The organism is Pseudoroseicyclus aestuarii, from assembly GCF_003217255.1.
Lineage (GTDB): Bacteria > Pseudomonadota > Alphaproteobacteria > Rhodobacterales > Rhodobacteraceae > Pseudoroseicyclus > Pseudoroseicyclus aestuarii.
The window spans coordinates 138,449-158,002 of record NZ_QJTE01000002.1 but is presented as its reverse complement, the minus strand read 5'-3'; the positions used below and the strand labels follow the sequence as shown (position 1 = coordinate 158,002).

23 protein-coding genes are annotated in these 19,554 nt (G+C 70.6%); 11 read left to right on the top strand and 12 right to left on the bottom strand.

Features of this window, described 5'->3' with window-relative positions; translation table 11 throughout:
- Nucleotides 1-2: 2 nt before the first annotated feature.
- The gene (locus tag DFP88_RS05535; RefSeq protein ID WP_110813479.1) at nucleotides 3-1,295 is read right to left on the bottom strand and encodes a flagellar hook protein FlgE; all 1,293 of its coding nucleotides are present in this window, start codon (nucleotides 1,293-1,295) and stop codon (nucleotides 3-5) included.
- Between the two features lie 77 nt (nucleotides 1,296-1,372).
- On the bottom strand, nucleotides 1,373-3,013 hold the full coding sequence (locus tag DFP88_RS05530; protein WP_110813478.1) for a hypothetical protein: 1,641 nt from the start codon (nucleotides 3,011-3,013) through the stop codon (nucleotides 1,373-1,375).
- 130 nt (nucleotides 3,014-3,143) lie between these two features.
- Here DFP88_RS05530 and flgF point away from each other — a divergent pair, with 130 nt between their 5' ends.
- The 5 genes from flgF to DFP88_RS05505 are packed head-to-tail and all read left to right on the top strand — an operon-like array spanning nucleotide 3,144 to nucleotide 6,665.
- A complete protein-coding gene (flgF, locus tag DFP88_RS05525; protein WP_110813477.1) occupies nucleotides 3,144-3,884 on the top strand; it encodes a flagellar basal-body rod protein FlgF in 741 nt (246 codons plus the stop codon).
- A 19-nt stretch (nucleotides 3,885-3,903) separates the two neighbouring features.
- On the top strand, nucleotides 3,904-4,689 hold the full coding sequence (flgG, locus tag DFP88_RS05520) for a flagellar basal-body rod protein FlgG (protein WP_110813476.1): 786 nt from the start codon (nucleotides 3,904-3,906) through the stop codon (nucleotides 4,687-4,689).
- Entirely contained in the window at nucleotides 4,686-5,378 is a 693-nt protein-coding gene (flgA, locus tag DFP88_RS05515) for a flagellar basal body P-ring formation chaperone FlgA (RefSeq protein ID WP_110813475.1), read from the top strand. Before flgG ends, flgA begins: the two co-directional genes overlap by 4 nt.
- Nucleotides 5,375-6,124, top strand: a complete 750-nt coding sequence (locus DFP88_RS05510; protein WP_245904705.1) for a flagellar basal body L-ring protein FlgH — start codon at nucleotides 5,375-5,377, stop codon at nucleotides 6,122-6,124. The genes flgA and DFP88_RS05510 overlap by 4 nt, the downstream gene beginning before the upstream one ends.
- 40 nt (nucleotides 6,125-6,164) lie before the next feature.
- Nucleotides 6,165-6,665: a hypothetical protein gene (locus tag DFP88_RS05505; protein ID WP_110813474.1), complete on the top strand. Its 501-nt coding sequence runs from the start codon at nucleotides 6,165-6,167 to the stop codon at nucleotides 6,663-6,665.
- Nucleotides 6,666-6,669: 4 nt separating this feature from the next.
- Here DFP88_RS05505 and DFP88_RS05500 read toward each other — a convergent pair whose 3' ends face one another.
- From DFP88_RS05500 to DFP88_RS05470, 7 genes are all read right to left on the bottom strand, one after another.
- Nucleotides 6,670-7,329, bottom strand: coding sequence for a flagellar hook assembly protein FlgD (locus tag DFP88_RS05500; RefSeq protein ID WP_110813473.1), 660 nt, complete (start codon nucleotides 7,327-7,329; stop codon nucleotides 6,670-6,672).
- Nucleotides 7,330-7,337: 8 nt separating this feature from the next.
- On the bottom strand, nucleotides 7,338-8,462 hold the full coding sequence (locus DFP88_RS05495; protein WP_181418567.1) for a flagellar hook-length control protein FliK: 1,125 nt from the start codon (nucleotides 8,460-8,462) through the stop codon (nucleotides 7,338-7,340).
- Nucleotides 8,463-8,479: 17 nt separating this feature from the next.
- A complete protein-coding gene (locus DFP88_RS05490; RefSeq protein WP_110813471.1) occupies nucleotides 8,480-9,223 on the bottom strand; it encodes a sigma-70 family RNA polymerase sigma factor in 744 nt (247 codons plus the stop codon).
- 89 nt (nucleotides 9,224-9,312) lie between these two features.
- Nucleotides 9,313-10,059, bottom strand: coding sequence for a hypothetical protein (locus DFP88_RS05485; RefSeq protein ID WP_146227427.1), 747 nt, complete (start codon nucleotides 10,057-10,059; stop codon nucleotides 9,313-9,315).
- Between the two features lie 179 nt (nucleotides 10,060-10,238).
- Entirely contained in the window at nucleotides 10,239-11,180 is a 942-nt protein-coding gene (locus DFP88_RS05480) for a flagellar motor protein MotB (RefSeq protein WP_110813469.1), read from the bottom strand.
- Nucleotides 11,181-11,241: 61 nt separating this feature from the next.
- Nucleotides 11,242-11,697, bottom strand: a complete 456-nt coding sequence (locus tag DFP88_RS05475; RefSeq protein ID WP_110813468.1) for a Ros/MucR family transcriptional regulator — start codon at nucleotides 11,695-11,697, stop codon at nucleotides 11,242-11,244.
- Between the two features lie 430 nt (nucleotides 11,698-12,127).
- On the bottom strand, nucleotides 12,128-13,108 hold the full coding sequence (locus tag DFP88_RS05470) for a hypothetical protein (RefSeq protein ID WP_110813467.1): 981 nt from the start codon (nucleotides 13,106-13,108) through the stop codon (nucleotides 12,128-12,130).
- 123 nt (nucleotides 13,109-13,231) lie between these two features.
- On the opposite strand from DFP88_RS05470, the gene motA reads away from it, so the two are divergent.
- Genes motA through DFP88_RS05455 form a run of 3 tightly spaced genes read left to right on the top strand, consistent with a single transcriptional unit; the run spans nucleotide 13,232 to nucleotide 14,765 of the window.
- Nucleotides 13,232-14,098, top strand: a complete 867-nt coding sequence (gene motA / locus DFP88_RS05465) for a flagellar motor stator protein MotA (protein WP_110813466.1) — start codon at nucleotides 13,232-13,234, stop codon at nucleotides 14,096-14,098.
- The gene (locus DFP88_RS05460; RefSeq protein WP_110813465.1) at nucleotides 14,095-14,340 is read left to right on the top strand and encodes a hypothetical protein; all 246 of its coding nucleotides are present in this window, start codon (nucleotides 14,095-14,097) and stop codon (nucleotides 14,338-14,340) included. The genes motA and DFP88_RS05460 overlap by 4 nt, the downstream gene beginning before the upstream one ends.
- Nucleotides 14,340-14,765 (top strand): hypothetical protein, encoded by a 426-nt coding sequence (locus tag DFP88_RS05455; RefSeq protein ID WP_110813464.1) that lies wholly within the window; start codon nucleotides 14,340-14,342, stop codon nucleotides 14,763-14,765. The genes DFP88_RS05460 and DFP88_RS05455 overlap by 1 nt, the downstream gene beginning before the upstream one ends.
- Here DFP88_RS05455 and DFP88_RS05450 read toward each other — a convergent pair.
- Nucleotides 14,762-15,211 carry an NUDIX domain-containing protein gene (locus tag DFP88_RS05450; protein ID WP_110813463.1) on the bottom strand — a complete coding sequence of 150 codons (450 nt, stop codon included), beginning with the start codon at nucleotides 15,209-15,211 and terminating at the stop codon, nucleotides 14,762-14,764. The two genes, DFP88_RS05455 and DFP88_RS05450, sit on opposite strands and share 4 nt — an antisense overlap.
- A gap of 74 nt (nucleotides 15,212-15,285) precedes the next feature.
- Here DFP88_RS05450 and hslO point away from each other — a divergent pair, with 74 nt between their 5' ends.
- The 3 genes from hslO to DFP88_RS05435 are packed head-to-tail and all read left to right on the top strand — an operon-like array spanning nucleotide 15,286 to nucleotide 18,069.
- Nucleotides 15,286-16,299 (top strand): Hsp33 family molecular chaperone HslO, encoded by a 1,014-nt coding sequence (hslO, locus tag DFP88_RS05445; RefSeq protein ID WP_110813462.1) that lies wholly within the window; start codon nucleotides 15,286-15,288, stop codon nucleotides 16,297-16,299.
- Nucleotides 16,292-16,909: an NUDIX hydrolase gene (locus DFP88_RS05440; protein ID WP_110813461.1), complete on the top strand. Its 618-nt coding sequence runs from the start codon at nucleotides 16,292-16,294 to the stop codon at nucleotides 16,907-16,909. Before hslO ends, DFP88_RS05440 begins: the two co-directional genes overlap by 8 nt.
- Nucleotides 16,900-18,069, top strand: coding sequence for a CCA tRNA nucleotidyltransferase (locus DFP88_RS05435; RefSeq protein WP_110813460.1), 1,170 nt, complete (start codon nucleotides 16,900-16,902; stop codon nucleotides 18,067-18,069). Before DFP88_RS05440 ends, DFP88_RS05435 begins: the two co-directional genes overlap by 10 nt.
- A 65-nt stretch (nucleotides 18,070-18,134) precedes the next feature.
- Here the strand turns inward: DFP88_RS05435 and DFP88_RS05430 are convergent, their stop codons facing one another.
- Complete coding sequence (locus tag DFP88_RS05430; protein WP_110813459.1) at nucleotides 18,135-18,902, bottom strand: SDR family oxidoreductase; 768 nt, start codon at nucleotides 18,900-18,902, stop codon at nucleotides 18,135-18,137.
- The gene (locus tag DFP88_RS05425) at nucleotides 18,902-19,552 is read right to left on the bottom strand and encodes an isochorismatase family protein (RefSeq protein WP_110813458.1); all 651 of its coding nucleotides are present in this window, start codon (nucleotides 19,550-19,552) and stop codon (nucleotides 18,902-18,904) included. Before DFP88_RS05425 ends, DFP88_RS05430 begins: the two co-directional genes overlap by 1 nt.
- Nucleotides 19,553-19,554: the final 2 nt, after the last annotated feature.

The following is a 19,554-nucleotide window of genomic DNA, read 5'->3' as shown; positions in this document are numbered from 1 at the left end:
GGCTAGCGCTTGAGCTGGGTGGTGACTTCCAGCATCTCGTCGGCGGTGGTGATGATCTTGGCGCTGGTGGAATAGGCGCGCTGCGTCGCGATCAGGTCGGTCAGCTCTTCGGCGATATCCACGTTCGAGCTTTCGAGCGCCCCGGAGGCGATGGTGCCAAGGCTGCCGCTGCCGGCATTGCCCAGCCGCCAGTCGCCCGATTCGATCGTCGTGCGGTAGGCGTTGCCGTCCTGCGCCTCGAGCCCGTCGACATTGGCGACCTGCGCCACGGGGATCTCGAACAGGGCAGAGCGGGTGCCGTTGTCGAAGACGCCGTAGACGATGCCATTCGCGATCTCGGTGCGCTGCAGGGCCCCGGCCTCGGCGCCGTCCACCGCGGGGGTGTTCAGCGCATAGTCCCCGGCGAACTGCGTCAGCCCGTCGAAGCTGCCCGGGGCGCCCAGCGACAGCGTCATCGGCTGCGGCGCATCGCCGTTGTCCAGCGTCAGCGTGGCCGTGCCGGTGGCGGGGTCGAAGGCGAAGCCGGCCGGCGCGGTGGCGAGGTTGGTCGCGTTGGAATAGGACAGCGGCGCGCCGGCACCCGGGCCGCTGTTGGCGAAGGTCACATCGACGGAGCCGAGGGCCGCGCCCTCGGCATCGCTCAGCGTCAGCGTCCAGGAGTTGTCATCCGCGCCCGGCTGCCAGCTCATCGTCAGGCGCTCTGCCTCGCCCAGCGGGGTGAAGTACTCGGCCGTGGAGACGAAGGGGTCGCCGGGCTGGGCGAGGCCGGTCTCCTGCGAGGGCAGGTTGCCGGTCAGCGCCATCTCGGTGCTGGCGCTGCCCTGCACGGTCTGGCCGGCAAGGTTCACGGTGCTGACGCTGCCGATCCCGTTGCGGTCCACCGTGCCGGTGGTGCCGTCTTCGCCCATCGCCCAGCCGGAGAGGTAGTAGCCGGCGGCATTGACGAGGTTGCCCTCACTGTCGGCGGTGAAGGAGCCGGCCCGCGTCAGGAAGTAGTTCGAGGCGACGGGATCGTTCGGCGTCTTCGAGACGAGGAAGAAGCCGTCGCCCTGAAGCGCGAGGTCGGTGGCGCGGTCGGTCGGGCGCAGCGCGCCGGCATTGCCGACATCGGTGCCGGCGACGGCCCGCACGCCGGCGGGCGCATCGGGCCCGGTGGTCGAGGTCACCATCTGCGCGAAGCTGCGGTGATAGCCGTCGGTATTGGCGTTCGCGATGTTGTCCGAGATCTTGCCGACCGAGGTCGAATAGGCCTTCAGGCCCGAGACGCCTGTCTGCATGGCGCTGGAAATGCTCATGGTCTGTCCTTGCCTGCTGTGATCTGGACCGCTCGTTTCAATAGATTGCGGCAGATCATTTCATGGGGGTTAAAGGTTTACTCCGGGGCGGGGATCAGCGCCCGCAGTCGCGCGGCGCTGGCCTCCAGCGCCTCGCGGACCTGCGAGCGCTGCATCGGCACCTGCGGCGGCGGGCCGGCGGCCTGCTGTCCGATCTGTGGCCAGACCGGAAGATCGGTCATGGCCGGAAAGGCCTCGGCCAGAGAGGCGAGGACGGCGTCGTCACCGCTGCGGTGCGCGGCAAGCAGCAGGTTCATCCTGTCGCCCACCTCCAGCGCCTCTGCCTGCCAGAGCGCCATGTAGAGCGTCTTCGCCCCCTCCCAGTCGCCCTGGGCCAGGCGATCCGCGGCGACGAGGCGCTGCGTCTCGGCGTCGAGGCGGGCCGTCTCTTCGGGTGACAGCGCGCCGCCGCTCCGGGCGGCGATGACCCGGCGCAGGTGGTCGATCCGCATGCGCAATCCCGGATCCTGCGCCGTGAAGGGGGTCTCCATCAGGGCGGCCGCCGCCTCGATCTGCTGGCCCTGCAGCAGGGCCTCGGCCTCGGCGAGGCGCAGCGCGTCGATCCGCTCTGGCGCGACCTCCTGTACCCCTAGCCGGCGCAGCACCTCGAGACGGCCGCGGATGGTGCCAAAGGCCGCGGCGGCGCGCCCGCTCGCGCCGCTCTCGGACAGGCGGCGGGCATAGACCTCTGCCTGCCGGTCGTAGCCGGGGAAAAAGCCGAAGCGGGGATCGAGGCGGTCGTGGCCCGCGATCAGCGCCCCGAGGTCGCGGGTGGCGGCATCGCCGTACCAGCCCTGCAGCAGCGCGCGGGCCTCGGCAGAGGCGCGGGTGTCGCCGGGCCAGCGGGAGAGGACCTCGGCCAGCACCTCGAGCGCCGCGAGATCGTCGCCAAGGGCATGCTCGACCGCGGCGAGGCGGTCGAGGGCCTCGCGGTGCAGCGCATCGCCTTGCCAGAGCGGCAGCATGGCACGCAGCATCTCGCGCTGCTCGTCCAGCGTCAGGGTGCCGGTCCGCGCCCCGAGGCCGACGAGGGCGAGTCGCGCCCGCTGCGCGCCCGCGTCACTAAGGGCCGCGGCGTCGTTCCAGGCCTGGAAGGCGGCGGGCAGATCGCCGTTCAGCTCTGCCGCCCGGCCAAGGATATAGCCCAGATGGCCGCTGCGCCGCAGCTCGGGCATCGCCTCGGCCCGCCGGGCCATGGTCTCGGCCAGCGGCATGCGCCGCGCCTCCACCGCCGCCTCGAGCAGCGGGAGAAGCAGCCGAGAGGCCAGCGGGTCGGGATAGCCGGCCAGCACATCCCAGGCGGCGGCTAGGTCGGCGGCGGTCTCTTGGCCCCGCCGAATCCGGTCCAGCACATCCCAGAGCGGGTCATCAGGCAGCGTCCCGTCAGGCGGGGCCGTGCCATCCGCGAGGCGCAGGGCGGCGAGAAGGGCCGCATGGCGCGCCGGATCGGCGAGCTGCGCCGGGTCCACCGCCTGCACCAGCGACAGCCCCTCGGGGATCAGGCCCTCGGCCAGCGAGAGGGCCGCCATCTCGACAAGGGCCTCGGCCTCCGAGGCTGCACCCTCCGCCCCGGCCAGCCGCGCGGTCGCCTCGGCGCGGGCCGCGACGAAGCCCCCCGGGACCGGCAGGTCCAGGTCCCCCGCCGCGCAGGCGGGGGCGGCCAGGATCGACAGCAGCATGGGAAAGGTAAACCGCAGGATGTGTCCGCCTTACCTTGATCAGACGTTTTCTATTCATGTATTAACATAGATAGCTTGACCTCTACTGCAAATATAAATTTAGCCTGCTGGGACGATAAGGAAGTTTGGCATGGATAATTCCACCTACGTCTCCGTGTCGCTGGCGCGGGCGCTGCAGCGCGAGCTCGATGTCACGGCCAACAATGTCGCGAATGCCAGCACCGCCGGCTTCAAGGGCGAGCGGGTGGCCTTCGACAGCTTCGTGGTGCGCGGCGAGGCGCGGCAGGCGCCGGTCAGCTACGTGATCGACCGCGGCAGCTACATCGACGCGCGGCCCGGCAGCCTGAGCCAGACGGGCAATCCGCTCGATCTGGCGGTGCAGGGCAGCGGCTGGCTGGCCTATCGCACGCCGGACGGGCAGACGGCCTATGGCCGCAACGGCCAGCTGACGCTGGATGCGCAGGGCGGCCTCGTGACCGCCGCGGGCGCGCCGGTGCTGGACCGGGGCGGCGCGCCGATCGCCATTCCGCCCGATGCCGCCGGCAGCGTCAGCATCGCCGCTGACGGCACGATCTCGGCCCAGGGCTTCGGCCCGATCGCGCAGATCGGCCTCTTCGATCTGCCGGACCTGCAATCCTACAGCCGAATCGGCGGCGGCCTGCTGCTTCCGCCCGAGGACGCGCAGGCGCCGCTGCCCGACATGCAAAGCAGTATCGTGCAGGGCGCGATCGAAACCAGCAACGTCGAGCCGGTGCTGGAGATGACGCGCATGCTCGCGATCCAGAAGGCCTACGACCGCGCCACCACCCTGATCCAAGCCGAAGACGACCGGCAGCGCAGCATGCTGCAGCGTCTCGGCGACACCGCCTGACCGGCCGAGAGGACCCATCATGAAAGCGCTCGGAACCGCCGCCACCGGCATGCTCGCGCAGCAGACCAATGTCGACGTCATCTCGAACAACATCGCCAACGCCAATACCACCGGGTTCAAATCCTCCCGCGCGGCGTTCCAGGACCTGATCTACCAGAGCCTGCAGCGCGAGGGGTCCCTGACCTCGGCCGAGGGGACAGCGCGCCCCGTCGGCGTGGACATCGGCCTTGGCGTGCAGGCCGCCGGGACCGTGCGGCTGAACACCCAAGGCGGGCTCATCGCGACCGAGAACCAGCTCGACATGGCGATCGACGGGCGCGGCTACTTCACCGTCGCGATGCCCGACGGATCGACCGGCTACACCCGCGACGGCAGCTTCCAGCTGTCGGCCGAGGGGCAGCTGGTGACGCTGCACGGCAACGAGGTCGATCCCGGCATCGTCATCCCCGAGGGGGCGACGCAGGTCGCCGTGGGGCAGGACGGCACGGTGATGGCCTATGTCGGCAACGATCCCGCTCCGGTCGAGCTGGGGCAGCTGACGCTGACCACCTTCACCAACGACGCCGGGCTGCGGCAGGTCGGCAACAACATCCTGATTGCCACCGATGCCTCGGGCGAGCCGGTCGCCGTCAATCCCGGGGACGAGGGCGTCGGCGTGATCCGGCAGGGCCACCTCGAGGGATCGAACGTCAACATCATCCAGCAGATCACCGACCTGATCTCGGCGCAGCGGGCCTACGAGATGAACTCCAAGGCGATCGAGACGGCGGATCAGATGCTGACCTCGGCGAACCAGATCAAATGAGCCGCGGGGCGGCGGTCTTCCCGCTTCTGTTCATGCTGGTGCTCACGGCGCTGGTCACCCCGTCCGCGGCCCGGGCCGAGCTGCTCGAGGTGCTGGTCGAGGAGCGCGCGCGCGACCGGCTGGGCGCCGCGCTGCCCCAGACGGCGGCCTTCGACATCGCCCTGCAGACCGAGGAGACGCTGGACGCGGTCATGCTGGCAGAGTTCTGGATGGACGAGAGCACGGGGCAGTTCGTCGCCGATGCGGTGCTGCCCGGCGGCACCGTGCAGCGCGTCACCGGCCTTGCGCTGGTGACGGTGCCGGTGCCGGTGCCCACGCGGCGCCTGCTGCCCGAGGAGATCATCGCCGAGGCCGATCTTCAGACCCTGCGCCTGCCGCTGGGCCGCGTCGGCGCCTTCGCCGTGACCGATCCCGAAGCGCTGGTGGGCAAGCAGGTCCGCCGCGTGCTGGTGCAGGGGCGCCCGGTGATGACGCAATCGGTGATCGAGCCGCTGGTCATCGGCCGCGGCGACCGCGTCAGCATCCGCTACAGCGACGGTCTGCTCGAACTCACAGCGCCGGGGCGCGCCATGTCCGATGCCCACCGCGGGCAGGACCTGCGGGTCGTGAACCTCGTCAGCAATGCATCCCTCACCGCCATCGCCGTCAGCGACGGCCTCGTCGAAATCACGCGGGAGACCCGGCCTTGAAACGCATCGCCCTTGTCATGGCGGCCGGCACGCTCGCCGGCTGCGCCTCTCCGGCTTTCAACCGCGACCCGAGCCTGTCGAACCTCGACCTGACGCCAGAAACGGTGCCCGAGGCGGCGATGATCCAGGTGCCGATGCCGGACCCCGAGCCGGTGCGCATCCCGCAGCGGGCCGAGGCGGCGAGCCTGTGGGAGACGGGATCGAGCGGCTTTTTCGGCGACCAGCGCGCCAGCCGGGTCGGCGACATCCTGACCATCGTCATCGACATCGACGACGGCGCCAGCCTGCGCAACGCCACCGCCCGCAGCCGCCAGGGCGGCGCGGGCCTCGAGCTGGGCAGCCTCTTCGGCTACGGCAGCCAGATCGACCGGGTGCTGCCCGGCGTCGGCCCCGAGGATCTGCCCAGCGGAAACCTCGTCGACCTCGACGCCTCGCTGACAACGGGCGGGCTTGGCACGATCAACCGCGACGAGGAGATCAACCTGCGCATCGCGGCGCTGGTGGTGCGCAAGCTGCCGAACGACAACCTGGTGATCGCCGGGCGGCAGGAGGTGAAGGTGAACGGAGAGCTGCGCGAGCTGCGCGTCGCCGGCATCATCCGCCCGCAGGACATCTGGATGGACAACACCATCGCCTACGACAAGATCGCCGAAGCGCGGATCGCCTACGGCGGCCGCGGAGAGCTGAGCCGGCAGGTCACCCGCGGCTACGGCGAGGATGCGCTCGACGTGATCCTGCCCTTCTGAGGCGCGGGGGCGCAGCCCCATGACAAGGAGCCGGCCGCCGATGAAGACGACCCTAGTGCTGCTGATCGGCCTTCCGCTGCTTGCCGGCGTGGCCGGCTACGGGGGCGGCATGCTGCTTGCCCCCCCGCCCCCCGAGGTCGCGGACAGTCCCGCTCTGCCGGATGCCGCCGAAGCGGGCGCTGCGCCGGCGGTGGAGCACGGGGCGCGCGCCAAAGCCGCTGAGGGGCGCCTGGTGATCGACCTCGGACGGATGACGCTGCCGGTCCAGAAGCCGGAGGCCGTCCGATACGTGGTCCTCGATCTCGCCCTCGCGGCGCGCGATGCGCAGCAGGCGGCGCGCCTGCGCGGGGGCAAGGTCCGGCTGCGCGACGGCATCCTGGCCGCGCTGACCGCCGCGGCAGAGGGGCCGGCGCTGGCCGGTGATCCCATCGACGAGGCCGCGCTGCGCGCCACGATCCGCGCGGCATTGCCCGAGGGTCTGGCGGAGGGGGCCGAGGTGCTGGTCCTGGGCCTCTACAGCCAGGAGGTGCCGCGCGGCTAGGCGGTCAGTTCACCGTCTCGACGCGGCTCGCGGGGATCTTCGTGCCGTCGCCAAGGACCAGCACCGGCACGCCCTCGGCGAAGGTCAGGCCGGTGACCGTCCCGCTTGCGAAGCCTGCGTAGCCCACCGCTGCCCCGTCGGCATCGAGGGCGTCGATCTTGATGGTGAAGCCGCTGCCGACAACGGGAAGCCCCTCGGAATCGAGGCCGTCCCATTCGATCCGGTGGCGGTCCTCGGCGGAGGTCGCAAGGTCGGTCAACTCGCGCAGGAGGGTGCCGTCGCTGGACAGGATGCGGGCCGTCACCTGCGCCGCCGGTGCGGCAAGCCGGTAGTCGTAGGTGGCCGTCCCATCCTCCAGCACCAGCGCCTCCGTCGCGGTGCTGACCTCGCGGCCCAGCATCTGCACCCCCGACAGGGCGCCGGCCTGCGCCAGCTGCGATGCGATCTCCTCGAGGTTGGTGTTGGTCTGCACCGCCTGCTCCACCTGGCTCAGCTGCGCGAGCTGCGAGACGAAGGTGGTCGAATCCATCGGCTCCAGCGGGTTCTGGTTCTGGATCTGCGCGGTCAGCAGCGTCAGGAAGCTTTCGTAATCGGCCGAGATCTGGCTTTTCGCCGCGCTTGCAACGGTCGGGGCGCCGGTCGGGGTGATGCTGTCGATGGCCATGTCCGTCCTCAGGTGATGATGTCGATGCGGCCCGCGGTTGTCCGCGGCGCCGAAGCGGGGGCTTCAGGGGTCAGGGGCGCGGCGCCGGCAAAGGGCAGGGGCGCTGCGTCGCGGGGGCTGGCCTCGCGCCGGGTCTGCCCGCCGCGGCGGGGATCCGAGAAGCTGCCGAAGCCGAGGTCTGCATCGGTGATCCCGCTCTGGCCGAGCGCGCCCAGAAGCCCCTCGCGATCCCCGCGCAGGGCCGCGAGGGTGGCGGAGTTGTCGGCGCGCAGCACGACCTGAAGCCGCCCATCCTCGGCGCGGTGAACCTCGATCTCGATGCTGCCGAGGCCCTTGGGCATCAACTCGACCCGGGTCCGCTCCTCCTCGTGGCTCAGCCGGCGCAGCGGCTCGGCGATCTGCGTGGGGATCGGCGGCGCCTCGGGGGGGTGCGGCGGCTGCGCTGCCGCGGGCGGCTGGCTCAGGGCTTGCAGGGGCTGGGTCTGCAGGGGCTGGGCTTGCAGGGGAAGGCTTTGCGGCGCGGCGGCCTGCGGCGGCGAAGCAGAGAGTTGCTCGACGGCGGTAGGTGCCTGAAGCGCGAGGTCCGGTTGCGCCGAGGGCTTGGGCTCCGCTCGGGCAGGCACCCCGGATCCCGGGTGCAGCGGCGCTTCGATACTCCACTGTGCCGAGGGCCTTGGGCCCGGCAGGGGAGGCACGGCCATATGCCCGGCGGGCGCTGGACCTGCGAGGTCGGCGGGCTGTGCGGGCTCCGTCAGCAGGGCGCCGGCCCGGTCGAAAAGGGCGGGGAGGCCGTCTTGGGGATCGGCGCCCTCCTGCAAGGCAGCCTCTTCCTGCAGCAAGGCCGCGAAGGCGGTGCCATGGACCGCGTCGAAGTCCTGAAGCAGGGTCGCGAGGCGCGCCTGCCCCTGCCCGGCGATCACCGCGGCCTCCTCCGGGCTCTCGGCCTGCTCCAGCCGCGCTTCGATCACCTCGCGCAGGGCGGCGATGGTCTCGGCCAGGACTTCGGCAGGGGCGGGGGCGGGGGGCGCCTGCGGCGCGGGCCCGGTCTGCGGGGTCAGGGCCAGGAGCGCGGCAAAGCCATCCGGCGCGGCGGCGGGGTCGGGGGCAGCCTCGGACGCGGGCAAGCGCGCCATCTGCAACAGCGGCGCGATCATTGCAGCATCGCCCTTGTGAACCCCAGCGCGATCAGCCGCCGCTGCAGGACCGTCAGCGCGTGCCCTTCCAGCTGGCGCAGGCGCGCGCGGGTGATCCCGAGATCGGCGGCGATCGCGTCGCGGTCCTCGCCCTGCAACTTGTGGCGGGTGATGATCACGCGCTCCTCCTCGCTCAGCTCCTCCATCGCCGCGTTCAGCAGCCGGGCCAGAGCCGCGGCAGAGGAGTTGGCGGTGACACGCTCCTCCGGCGTCAGTTCGAGCGAGGCCAGCCGCTCGGAGGGCGTCGGCGCCCCGTCCGAGGTGGGGGTGTCGAGGGCGATGGGCTCTTGCAGGACCAGCCGCGCCAGGTCGGCCTCCTCGCCCGTCAGTCGGCCCATCCGGGCGTCGATGTAGGTGCGCGCGGGGATGTCGATCACCGTCTTCACGCGGGCGATCGCGGCGGTGACGCAGGTCATGACCGACCAGGCGGCATAGGTCGAGAATCGGACTTCCAGCGCCCGGTCGAAGCGATCCGCGGCGCGCATCAGGCCGATCATGCCTTCCGCGACCAGATCCTCGAGCTGGCTCGGCGTATCGGACCAGCGGGCGGCCTGGGACCAAGCCTGCCGGGCATGGCTGCGCAGAAGAAGCTCGAGCGCCCGCGGGTCGCGGTGGTCCTGCCAGGCGCAGATCGCGGCGCGCTCCGCATCGGGGGCGAGCATCGGCTCGTTCAGCGCCGCCCGATGGCTGGTCGCGATCATCCATCTATCCTTGCTATCACAAGAATAGATGACCACAACCGGCGTCGTTTTGGAAGAATTTCTTGGTTACGGGCGGGTTAAGCCGTGGCCTAGAAGCCGCGGCGGGACAGGGCCGGGGCGGTGCCGTCCGCGAGGGCCGCGCAGACCGTCTTCGACAGCATCGCCATCCAGGCCTCGTGATCCAGTCCTGCCTCGCAGCGAAGCAGGTCCGGCAGCACCTGCGCCGCTTCCGGCGCCGCGCCCAACTCGTGCATGTCGAGGAAGGGGCGGGTGGCCCGGGGGTCAGTTGCGGCGTCCCGGGCAGTGCCGACCGCCGCGACTTGCTGGTCGCAGGCCGGGTGCCGCGAGAGGGACGCCGCGAGGCCGGCTCTGAACGCGCCTGCGACAAGGCCGCTGCGCTGCGCCTCGGGGCCGCCGGCCAGCGCGCCATAGGCGCAGGCCAGTATGTCCAGCGATTCGCCCTCGTGGGCCAGCGGGAAGGCGCCCCGCTCCATGGCGCCCAGCAGCGCCTCGCCCAGCACCATGCCGGTGCGGCGGGACAGAGCCTCGTCGTCAGGGCTGGCCGCCAAATTCGCGGGCGCGATGGCCACGAGCGCGCCGTAGGGCACCTCGAGGTCAAGCTCTTCGGCAAGGACATCGCCAAGCGACAGCGCCGGCATCAGCTCGATATTCTCGGGCTGGACATAGGCCGCCGTCATGCCGCGCGATGCCGTGAGGCTGATGGTCCTGACGGGCAGAACCGCCTCGAGCATCCGCTGGGCGCGCTGCTCTGCAGCGCCGCTCGACGGCCGGAGGGCACCTTGCCACACCAGCTCGAGAAGGGGGCCAATCGTCATGGTCGATGTAACCTTCGGCTACGGTTTTTACCTGCTGTGAAAAGAACTGTACGCAAAACAATTGCACGGGCAAACCTGGCGATGGCATCTATTATGTCGCGGATCGACCCATGACGCGGAAAGGCAACAGGCCGGGGGGCTGCAACCGGATGTTGTGACAATCCGCTTCGCCTTGCGGGTCAGCGTGCCTCCGGCGCGCCCTGCGCGACAGCATCTTTCGTGCCATCCCGAAGCAGGATGCCGATGCGCCGGTTCTCGGGCGCCTCGGGGCGTACTGGATCCAGAGGTTGCGTCGCGGCAAGGCCGCTGATTCGGCCGAATCGGCCCGAATCAACCCCCGCTCTGGTCAGCGCCTGCCGGGTGGCATTGGCCCGATCGGCCGAAAGAGCCCAGTTGTCCCGCCGCGATCCCCCGCTGAAGGGGACGGCGTCGGTATGGCCCGTGACCTCGATCGGATAGGGGAGCGCCCTGATCGCCGCGCCGATCTCGGAGAGGAGCGCGCGCGTCGTCGCCTCCATCACCGCGCTGCCGGAGGGGAACATCGACCGCCCGGCATCGTCGACGACTTCGATCTGAAGGCCCTCTTCGGTCACCGCGAAGCGCAAGTTCTGGGCGAGATCCGCGAGGCGGGGCTGGGCCGCGACGGCCTCGAAGATGTCTCTGGCGATCTCGGTCAGCCGCTCCTGGCGCTCTGCCGCCTGCTCCTGGCCGTCTTCCGTCCCCGCGGGCTGCTCCGCCGCCTCCTCCTGCGGGGTCGCCGGCTGCTCGCGCAGGCGGCTGTCGAAGACCCGGAGCGGGCTTTCCGCGCCGAAGCTCGGCGAGAGCGGCTGCCCCTCGCGGCCTTCCGCATCGGCGGGGGCCTTATCCTCCGCTTCCGCGGCCTCGTCGGGCAGCAGGCCGCTGCCCGCGCCATCGGCGAAGACGATGCTCGGCGTGAAGTATTCCGCGAGGCTGTGCAGCTGCTTCTCGTCCGAGGCGGTGATGATCCACATGATCAGGAAGAAGGCCATCATCGCCGTCATGAAGTCGGCGTAGGCCACCTTCCAGCCACCGCCATGATGGTGATGCTCGTGGCCGTCCTCTTCGGTGCGGCGGATGATGATCGGCCTGTTGCGTTGCATCGCGATCCCCTTCGGAGCCGAAGTGGCAGCCGAGGGTTACCAAAGTGTTAAGCGCTGCGGCCTAGGCCATGTTCTCGCCGGGGACGCGCTGCGCCTCGGCCTGCTGGGCGGCGCGGTCATATTTGCCGAAGCCGGCCTGCTTGGCGTAATCGGCCTTCCTGCGACTGTAGCTGGGGGCGACCAGCGGCATGTCGTCGGGAAGGTCGAACATCTGGCGGTAGGCAGCCTCGGTCAGCCCGTGCTCGGAGCCGAGGTGGCGCTTGAGCATCTTGAAGCCCTTGCCGCAGCACAGGCAGTAGATGCGATCCTCGGTCACCGCGCGCTCGATCGGCATGGCCGGGACCGGCTTCTGCGCGGCGGGCGCGGGGGCAGGGGCGGCCTCGACCGGCTTGCCGCCGACCTCTTGGCGCAGCTTGGACAGCAGTTCGACGATCTCGTCGGGCCCGACATCGGGGCGCGCCGCATAGGCGGCAACGATTTCAGCAATGATATCCGTATCGCGATCCGTATTGGTCATGGACCATCCCCGGCTTTGGCTAAGAATTGAATGCACTGAGTAAACGTCTGATTATCTATGTCAAGAAATTGCCACAATGTCGACAGGGTCCTTGGTCGTCAAGGATTGATGGCCTCGGCCCTGCCCTGTGCACCCGAACAGAAGGCTCTTTCTGAGCCGATATGCTTCGACCGGTATCCGATCCCTTGGTCAGGCCGTCCTCGTCAGCGGCGATGGCATCGCGCCACAGGCGGCCGCCGTCCAAGATGACGCCGCCAGCCATGGGAATCAGGCCATGGCCTTGGCGAAGTCTCGCTGGGATTGGGGCGGCAGAGGCGGGCATGATGGGTCGGTCAAAGCTGTCAGACATGAACTGACAAGTAATATTATACAGATTGGTTAACAAACTCTGAAGAATAGAGGATTGTTCCTTGCCAATCCTCGCCCGCCATCACTCCGCCGCGACGGGCGTCGGTGCCGGGGCCTGCGTCACATCGGCGGCGGGAAGGCGTGTCGCCATCCCGGCGACGCCGGCCAGCACGCAGGCGGCGGCGAGGCCGGCCCAGCGAGGGCGTTTGGATGCCGGTTTGGGCGTGGCGGGCGCGGGAAGGGCCGGGGCGGGTGCCTGGCTGCCCGAGGGCAGGTCGGGCGCGACCAGCAGCCCGCGGCCCGAAAGCGTCAGCCGCGCAGCACAGCCGCGCTCGAGCAGGGCCGCCATGGCGGGGGGCAGGCGGTCTGCCGGAAAGCCGATCCACTGCGCCTCTGCCCCGCGGGCGAGGTCCGGCGGCAGCAGGAAGCTGCGGAAATCCTCCCGGAAGGCGAGGGACTGGGTCCAGACGATCGGTGTCTGCGCCGTCACCGGCCCGATCGCCAGCAGCACCGTGTCGCCATCGCGGGTCAGTCGGCCCTCGAGGTACAGCACCTCGCCGTCCCGCGCGCCCAGCGGGGCCCATGCGCTTTCGACCTCCGGCTCCGGTGCGGGGGGCTCGGGCCTTTCCGCGGGCCGAGGATCGGCGCGGTCGGTCGGGACCGGCCTTTGCGGCGCCAGCGTCACCTGGGCTGGGTCCAGCCCCTCTTCCAGCGCGAAGCGGTAGTTGATGAGGTAGTCCTGCGCCAACTCGCCCAGCCGGTCGTTCGCCGCGAGATGCGCCAGAAGCTGCTGCTCTTCGGAATAGAGGACGCGGCGGGTCGGATGGCCCTCGACCTCGGGCACGACGGCGAAGCTGCCCGCGGGCCGGTCCAGCACATCGGAGACGCGGCGCAGCACCTGCTCGACCTCGTCCTCGTGGTACAGCACGAAGGCAGGCGCCGCCTGCGACGCGGCCTCTTCGACGCAGAGGACGAGCTTGACCCCCTGCGGCCAGCCCGGGTGAAGCCCGCGCAGATCCGTTTCGTCCAGGAAAAAGGCCAGGCGGTCCGCGGTCTCGGTCATGGGTCCCTCATCGGCGCAGACGAGATGCCAATCTCGCCGTAAACTATACTTGTCTTTACATGGTATATCGTCAATGCTGCAAGAATACTGCTGTCAGAGCATTGTGTATTTGGAACGGTAAACATGACCCTGGTCCTCGGGATCGCCCTGGCCTTCGGGCTGGTCTTCGGCGGCTTCATTCTTTCTGGCGGCAAGCTGGACATCGTCCTGCACGCGCTGCCCTTCGAGGGGATGATGATCGTCGGCGCGGCGCTGGGCGCCTTCGTCATCGCCAATTCCTTCGGCATCCTGCGCGGATCCGTCGCCGGTCTCTTCAAGGTCCTGAAGGGGCCGCGCTGGAAGGCGGAGGATTACACCGAGCTTCTGAACCTGATGTTCGAGCTGGCGCGCCTCTACAAGGTCAAGGGCATCCTGGCGCTGGACGAGCATGTCGAGCATCCGCAGACCAGCGAGATCTTCGCCCGCTACCCAAGGATCATGGCCGATTCCTTCGCGCTGGAGCTGATTACCGACAGCTTCCGCATGCTCTCCATGAGCTTTGACGATCCCTTCGCGACCGAGGACGTGCTGAATCGCAAGATCAAGAAGCATCACAAGGAAAGGCTCGCCACCGCCTCGGCGATCCAGATCATGGCCGACGGTCTTCCCGCGCTGGGCATCGTCGCCGCGGTGCTGGGGGTGATCAAGACCATGTCCTCGATCGACCAGCCGCCCGAGATCCTTGGCGCGATGATCGGCGGCGCCCTTGTCGGCACCTTCCTCGGCGTCTTCCTCGCCTATTGCCTGGTGCAGCCGATCAGCATGCGCCTGCGCCAGATCGAGGAGGAGGAAGGCGCCTTCTACATGATCATCCGCGACATCTTCGTCGCCGTCGTGGCGAACCACCCGCCGAACATCTGCGTCGAGATCGGGCGCGGCAGCATCCCGTCGGCGAAGCAGCCGGACTTCTACACCGTCGAGGCCGCGCAAAAGGCGCTTCCGGCACCATGAGGGCGCTGGCCGCGGCGGGCCTGATCGCGGGTCTGGCAGGCGGCCCGGCCTTGGCGGGCCCTCAGGCGGCGGGGGCCGCCGCGCCGGGCCCGCGGCCCAGCCCCGTGACGCCGCCCGAGGCGGCCCATCCGCTGCCGGAGGCGATCCTCGTCCAGATGCGCGCGCGGCTGCTCGCGCTTGACGAGGGGGCGGTGCCGGAGCCCACAGAGGCGCCTGCCCTGCCGCAGGCCCCGGCGCGCTGATGGCCCGATCCCGTCAGCGCGCGCTGAGCCTGCTTGAGCGGCTGGCCCGGCAGGAGATGGAGGGCGAGGCGCGCCGCCTTGCGGCCCTGCGCGCCGAGGCCGCCGAAAAGCGGCGCGGCGGGGCGGCGCTGGTCGCGCGGATGCAGGAGGAGACGCAGGACCTGCACCTCGAGACGGCCGCCTATCTGCCCGGTTACATGCGCGCCGTGCGGGCCGAGGTCGCCGCGCTGGAGGCCGCGGCCACCCGCGCCGAGGCCGAGGCCGAGGGGCTGGAAGACGGCGTGCGCGAGGGGTTTCGCCAGGTCAAGACCTACGAGATGGCGCGCCTCTCGGCCCAGCGGGCCGAGGCGCAGGAGCGCGCCCGCAAGGAAGATGCCGAGGCCGAGGAACTGGCGCTGATCCGCTGGACCCGCGCCGCAGGCTAGCGGGACGCGGACTGCCGGGCGAAGGCGGCGACGAAGGCCCTGTCGCCGGCATTGCCCAGCATCTCGGCCGCCAGCTCGAGCGGCGCGACGAAGGGCACATGCCCCGCCTCGGTCGGCAGGCCATGCGCGCGAACGGGCCGGGCGAGGTAGACGTGGCACAGCTTTTCCGCACAGAGACCGTATTCCGGCATCCAGACATAGCGGCGAAAGGCGCCCAGCCGGCGCGGCGCCGCGATGCGCCAGCCGGTTTCTTCCATCACCTCGCGGTGCAGGGCGCGCAGCGGGCTTTCGCCCGGGTCGATACCACCGCCGGGCAGCTGCAGATCCGGCCCCGGCATCTGCGCCGTCAGCAGCAGCCCGCCCCGCATCGGCAGGATCGCATAGACCCCCGGACGGCGGCGATAGACCTGCCCCGGGCGGGGCGTCTCACCGTAGCGCCTGATCATGCCCCCTTTTCCCCCTGCCGTTCAGTCCCTACATCGCGCCAGTAAACCACATCCCCGACCCGCAAGGAAAGCCCATGAGCCTTGGCGCCCGCATTGCCTGGGACGACACGGTGCTGCCGTTCCAGCTCGACCGATCCGACATCCGTGGCCGCGTCGCCCGCCTCGACGGGGTGATCGACCGCGTTCTGCAGCAGCACCACTATCCCGCCCAGATCGAGTCGCTGGTGGCGCAGATGACGCTGCTGACCGCGCTGATCGGCCAGACCATGAAGCTGCGCTGGAAGCTGTCGCTGCAGGTGCGCGGCGACGGGCCGGCGCGGCTGATCGCGACCGACTACTACGCCCCCACCGCCGAGGGCGAGCCTGCGCGCATCCGCGCCTGGGCCAGCTACGACGCCGACCGCCTGGGCGACCAGGGCGATCCCTTCGACCTGATCGGCAAGGGCTACTTCGCGATCCTGATCGACCAGGGCGAGGGCATGGCGCCCTACCAGGGGATCACGCCGATCGCCGGCGGCAGCCTCGCCTCCTGCGCCGAGACCTATTTCGCCCAGTCCGAGCAGCTGCCGACACGCTTCTCGCTCAGCTTCGGGCGCAGCCAGGTGCCGGGTCAGCCCGAGGGCTGGCGCGCCGGCGGCGTGATGCTGCAGCACATGCCCAAGGCCAGTCCCCTGATGAAGGGCGGCGAGGGCGGATCGGGCGAGGACGGGCTTCTGGCCTCGGACGACATCCTCGAGGGCGAGGACGGCGAGAACTGGACCCGCGCCAACATGCTGCTGGACACGGTCGACGCGCTCGAGCTGATCGGCCCCTCGGTCACCCCGACCGAACTGCTGGTGCGGCTGTTCCACGAGGAGACGCCGCGCGTCTTCGACGCGCAGCCGGTGGCCTTCGGCTGCTCCTGCTCGGCGGAAAAGGTGCGGCAGAGCCTGTCGATCTACTCGGCCAAGGACATCGCCACGATGACCACGGACGAGGGGATCGTCACCGCCGACTGCCAGTTCTGCGGCGCCCATTACGAGTTCGATCCCGCGACGCTCGGGTTCGAGGCGACCGAGGGCCCGGATGCCGCGGGCGGGAATGACTGACACCGCCCCGGACCCTGTCGAAGGCTGGCTGCGCCGGGCGCTCGATGCGCCCGGTAGCGGCACGTCCGACTGGGAGCTGAACCCCGCGCCCGCGCAGGCTGCGCCGCGGCCCCCGCGCGAGGCCGGGGTGCTGATCGCCGTGGTGCGGCAGGCCGGGCGGGCCGAGGTGATCCTGACCAAGCGCTCTCCGCTGCTCAAGCATCATCCCGGGCAGATCGCCTTTCCGGGCGGCAAGGTCGAACCCGAGGACGAGGGACCCGTCGCCGCCGCCCTGCGCGAGGCGGAAGAGGAGATCGGCCTGCCGCGGGGGCTGCCACAGGTGCTGGGCACCCTGCCGCAGCACGTCACCGTCACCGGCTTTCGCATCACGCCCGTTCTGGCGCTGCTGGAGGGCCCCTTCGAGGGGCGGCCCGAGCCGGGCGAGGTGGCCGAGATCTTCACCGTGCCGCTGGCCCATCTGGCCGATCCCGCCAATTACCGCATCGACGGCCGCCGTTGGCAGGGCGCGATGCGACGCTACGTCGTGGTGCCATGGGGACCGAACTACATCTGGGGCGCGACGGCGCGCATGCTGAAGGGCCTGGCGGAGCGGATGGACAGATGCCGCTAGGGGTGCCGCAACTGACCGCCCCCTGGCTGACCGCGCCGCCCGCGCGGGCGGTGACGGGGATGCTGGAGGCGGCGGGACACCGGGCCTTCTTCGTTGGGGGCTGCGTGCGCAACGCGCTGATCGGCGCGCCGGTCAGCGACCTCGACCTCACCACCGACGCCCGCCCCGAAGAGGTCGTCGCCCTGGCCGAGGCTGCGGGGCTGAAGCCGGTGCCTACGGGCATCGCGCATGGCACCGTCACCGTCGTCGCCCATGGCGAGCCGGTGGAGGTCACGACCTTCCGCCGCGATGTCGAGACCTTCGGCCGCAAGGCCCGCGTCGCCTTCACCGATGACATCGCGCAGGATGCCGCGCGGCGCGATTTCACGATGAACGCGCTATATGCCGCATCGGACGGGGTGATCCACGACCCGCTTGGCGGCCTGCCCGACCTTCAGGCGCGGCATGTCCGCTTCATCGGCGATCCGGCCGCGCGCATCGCGGAAGATCACCTGCGCATCCTGCGCTTCTTCCGGTTCTACGCCTGGTACGGCGATACCGGCAGCGGCATCGACGTCGATGGCCTCGCCGCCTGCGCCGAGGCGGTCGAGGATCTTGCCGCCCTCTCGAAGGAGCGGGTGGGGGCGGAATTGCTCAAGCTGCTGGCCGCGCCCGATCCGGCGCCGGCGCTGGCCTCCATGGCGCGCTGCGGGGCGCTGGGGCAGATCCTGCCCGGCGCCGGGGGCAGTGCGCTGGCGGTTCTGGTTCACGTGGAACAATCGGTCGGGCGTGCGCCCGATCCGCTCCGGCGGCTGGCGATGATCGGCGGGCAGGAGCCCGAGACGATGCTGCGGCTGTCGAAGGCGCAGGCTGCCCGGCTGGATCGGCTGCGTGAGGGCGCCTCGGGCGTCGATAGCCCCTTGGCGCTGGGCTACAGGCTGGGCGCCGCGGATGGCCTCGACGCGCTGGCGGTGCGCGCGGCGATGGAGGGGCGCGAACTGCCGGGCGAGGCCGCGGAGGCGGCGAAGACCGGGGCAGGGGCGGAATTCCCGATAGCCGCGAAGGACCTGATGCCGGACTGGCAGGGGGCGGCGCTGGGCGCGCGTCTGAAGCAGTTGGAAGAGGCCTGGATCGCCTCTGGCTTTGCGCTGGACCGACAGGCCCTGCTGGCCCTGCCCTGAAAGGGGGGCCGGCGGCGCGGGGCATCGAGCCCCGTGCCGCCGGGCGCCCGCTGCGCGGCCGCGCCTCAGCCCCGAAGCGTGGCGCCCCCGTCGACGTAGAGATCGGCCATGGTGACATGGCCGGCCTGGTCCGACAGCAGGAAGAGCACGCTCTGGCCGATATCCTCGGGCCGGGCCAGCTTGCCCAGCGGGATGCCGGTCCTGTGGGTCGCGAGGTTGCCGGCGATCGTCGCCTCGGCGCCCGAGGGATCGGCCCACATCCCCCTCAGCATCGGCGTCAGGGTCGAGCCGGGGGCGACGATGTTGCAGCGCACGCCATGCGGCGCCAGCTCCAGCCCGAGGCAGCGGATAAGCATGTGCAGCCCGGCCTTGCTGGCCGGATAGGCGCCCATGCCGAGGCGCGGGATGCCCGCAGCGTTCGAGCCGACGGCGACGATTCCGCCCGCGCCTTGCGCCGCCATGCGCCGCCCCAGCGCGGTGCAGACAGTAAAGCCGCCCGTCAGGTTCACCTCGATGACGCGGCGCCAATCCTCGGCGCTGGTGTCCAGAAGCGATTGTGTCTGCAGAATGCCGGAGCAGAAGATGCCGTGCCGGATCGGCCCCAAGGCCTGCTCAGCAGCCTCGAGCGCGGCCTCGACGGCCTCGGCGTCGGTGACGTCGAGCGGGGCCCATGTCACGCCCGGTCTTTGCGGCGCGTCCCCCATGACGCCCGGCAGGTCGGTCGCCATGACGCGCGCCCCGGCCTCGGCCAGCAGGGCGGTGACGGCGCGGCCGACGCCGCCGCCGGCGCCCGCGACGAAGGCGGCCTGTCCTTCGAACCCCGTCAGCTGCATCACGCGCCCTCGATCCGCGCCGTGGCCTGCGCCACGCTCAGCGGCACCCCGGCGCAGGAGGCGACCCAATTGACCGCCATCTCGTGCCGCTCGCGCGAGAAATCGGCGAGGGCATCGGCGACGAAGAAGGGCTCCACGTCGCGCTGGAAGGCTTCCGCCGCCGTGGCGAGGCAGCCGATATGGGCATAAATGCCGGTGATCACGAGCTGATCCCGCCCCCGCGCCCTGAGCAGCCTCTCGAGGTTGGAGCGCTGAAAGGCGCTGTAGCGATGCTTCACGAGGGTGATGTCGCCGGCCTCGGGGGCGAGCGGGGCGATGATCGCCTCATGCTCGGGGATCGCCTGCATGCCCGGCCCCCAGAGATCGGCCTGCAGCCCGCGGTCGGGGCGGAACTGGTCGCCCTTCTGCGCGGTGTAGAAGACCGGCATCCCCGCTACCCGCGCCGCCGCCGCGATCCGCGCGATGCCCTGCGCGGCCTGCGCGAGGGGGGAGGCGTCACGCTCCAGCGCGTCAGGCCCGTAGGCGGCGCAGAAGTAGCGCTGCATGTCGTGGATCAGCAGCGCGGCCCGGCCGGGCTGCAAGGCGTAGGGCGCGCGCGGGGCGGGCAGATTGGTCGGCAGCGGGTAGTCGGGGATCGTCGGCAGGGCCAAGG

Bases quoted from the DNA above. Each gene is read 5' to 3' on its own strand.
- DFP88_RS05535 (WP_110813479.1), bottom strand. From the start codon at position 1,295: ATGAGCATTTCCAGCGCCATGCAGACAGGCGTCTCGGGCCTGAAGGCC.
- DFP88_RS05530 (WP_110813478.1), bottom strand. From the start codon at position 3,013: ATGCTGCTGTCGATCCTGGCCGCCCCCGCCTGCGCGGCGGGGGACCTG.
- flgF (WP_110813477.1), top strand. From the start codon at position 3,144: ATGGATAATTCCACCTACGTCTCCGTGTCGCTGGCGCGGGCGCTGCAG.
- flgG (WP_110813476.1), top strand. From the start codon at position 3,904: ATGAAAGCGCTCGGAACCGCCGCCACCGGCATGCTCGCGCAGCAGACC.
- flgA (WP_110813475.1), top strand. From the start codon at position 4,686: ATGAGCCGCGGGGCGGCGGTCTTCCCGCTTCTGTTCATGCTGGTGCTC.
- DFP88_RS05505 (WP_110813474.1), top strand. From the start codon at position 6,165: ATGAAGACGACCCTAGTGCTGCTGATCGGCCTTCCGCTGCTTGCCGGC.
- DFP88_RS05500 (WP_110813473.1), bottom strand. From the start codon at position 7,329: ATGGCCATCGACAGCATCACCCCGACCGGCGCCCCGACCGTTGCAAGC.
- DFP88_RS05495 (WP_181418567.1), bottom strand. From the start codon at position 8,462: ATGGCGCGCTTGCCCGCGTCCGAGGCTGCCCCCGACCCCGCCGCCGCG.
- DFP88_RS05490 (WP_110813471.1), bottom strand. From the start codon at position 9,223: ATGATCGCGACCAGCCATCGGGCGGCGCTGAACGAGCCGATGCTCGCC.
- DFP88_RS05485 (WP_146227427.1), bottom strand. From the start codon at position 10,059: ATGACGATTGGCCCCCTTCTCGAGCTGGTGTGGCAAGGTGCCCTCCGG.
- DFP88_RS05480 (WP_110813469.1), bottom strand. From the start codon at position 11,180: ATGCAACGCAACAGGCCGATCATCATCCGCCGCACCGAAGAGGACGGC.
- DFP88_RS05475 (WP_110813468.1), bottom strand. From the start codon at position 11,697: ATGACCAATACGGATCGCGATACGGATATCATTGCTGAAATCGTTGCC.
- DFP88_RS05470 (WP_110813467.1), bottom strand. From the start codon at position 13,108: ATGACCGAGACCGCGGACCGCCTGGCCTTTTTCCTGGACGAAACGGAT.
- motA (WP_110813466.1), top strand. From the start codon at position 13,232: ATGACCCTGGTCCTCGGGATCGCCCTGGCCTTCGGGCTGGTCTTCGGC.
- DFP88_RS05460 (WP_110813465.1), top strand. From the start codon at position 14,095: ATGAGGGCGCTGGCCGCGGCGGGCCTGATCGCGGGTCTGGCAGGCGGC.
- DFP88_RS05455 (WP_110813464.1), top strand. From the start codon at position 14,340: ATGGCCCGATCCCGTCAGCGCGCGCTGAGCCTGCTTGAGCGGCTGGCC.
- DFP88_RS05450 (WP_110813463.1), bottom strand. From the start codon at position 15,211: ATGATCAGGCGCTACGGTGAGACGCCCCGCCCGGGGCAGGTCTATCGC.
- hslO (WP_110813462.1), top strand. From the start codon at position 15,286: ATGAGCCTTGGCGCCCGCATTGCCTGGGACGACACGGTGCTGCCGTTC.
- DFP88_RS05440 (WP_110813461.1), top strand. From the start codon at position 16,292: ATGACTGACACCGCCCCGGACCCTGTCGAAGGCTGGCTGCGCCGGGCG.
- DFP88_RS05435 (WP_110813460.1), top strand. From the start codon at position 16,900: ATGCCGCTAGGGGTGCCGCAACTGACCGCCCCCTGGCTGACCGCGCCG.
- DFP88_RS05430 (WP_110813459.1), bottom strand. From the start codon at position 18,902: ATGCAGCTGACGGGGTTCGAAGGACAGGCCGCCTTCGTCGCGGGCGCC.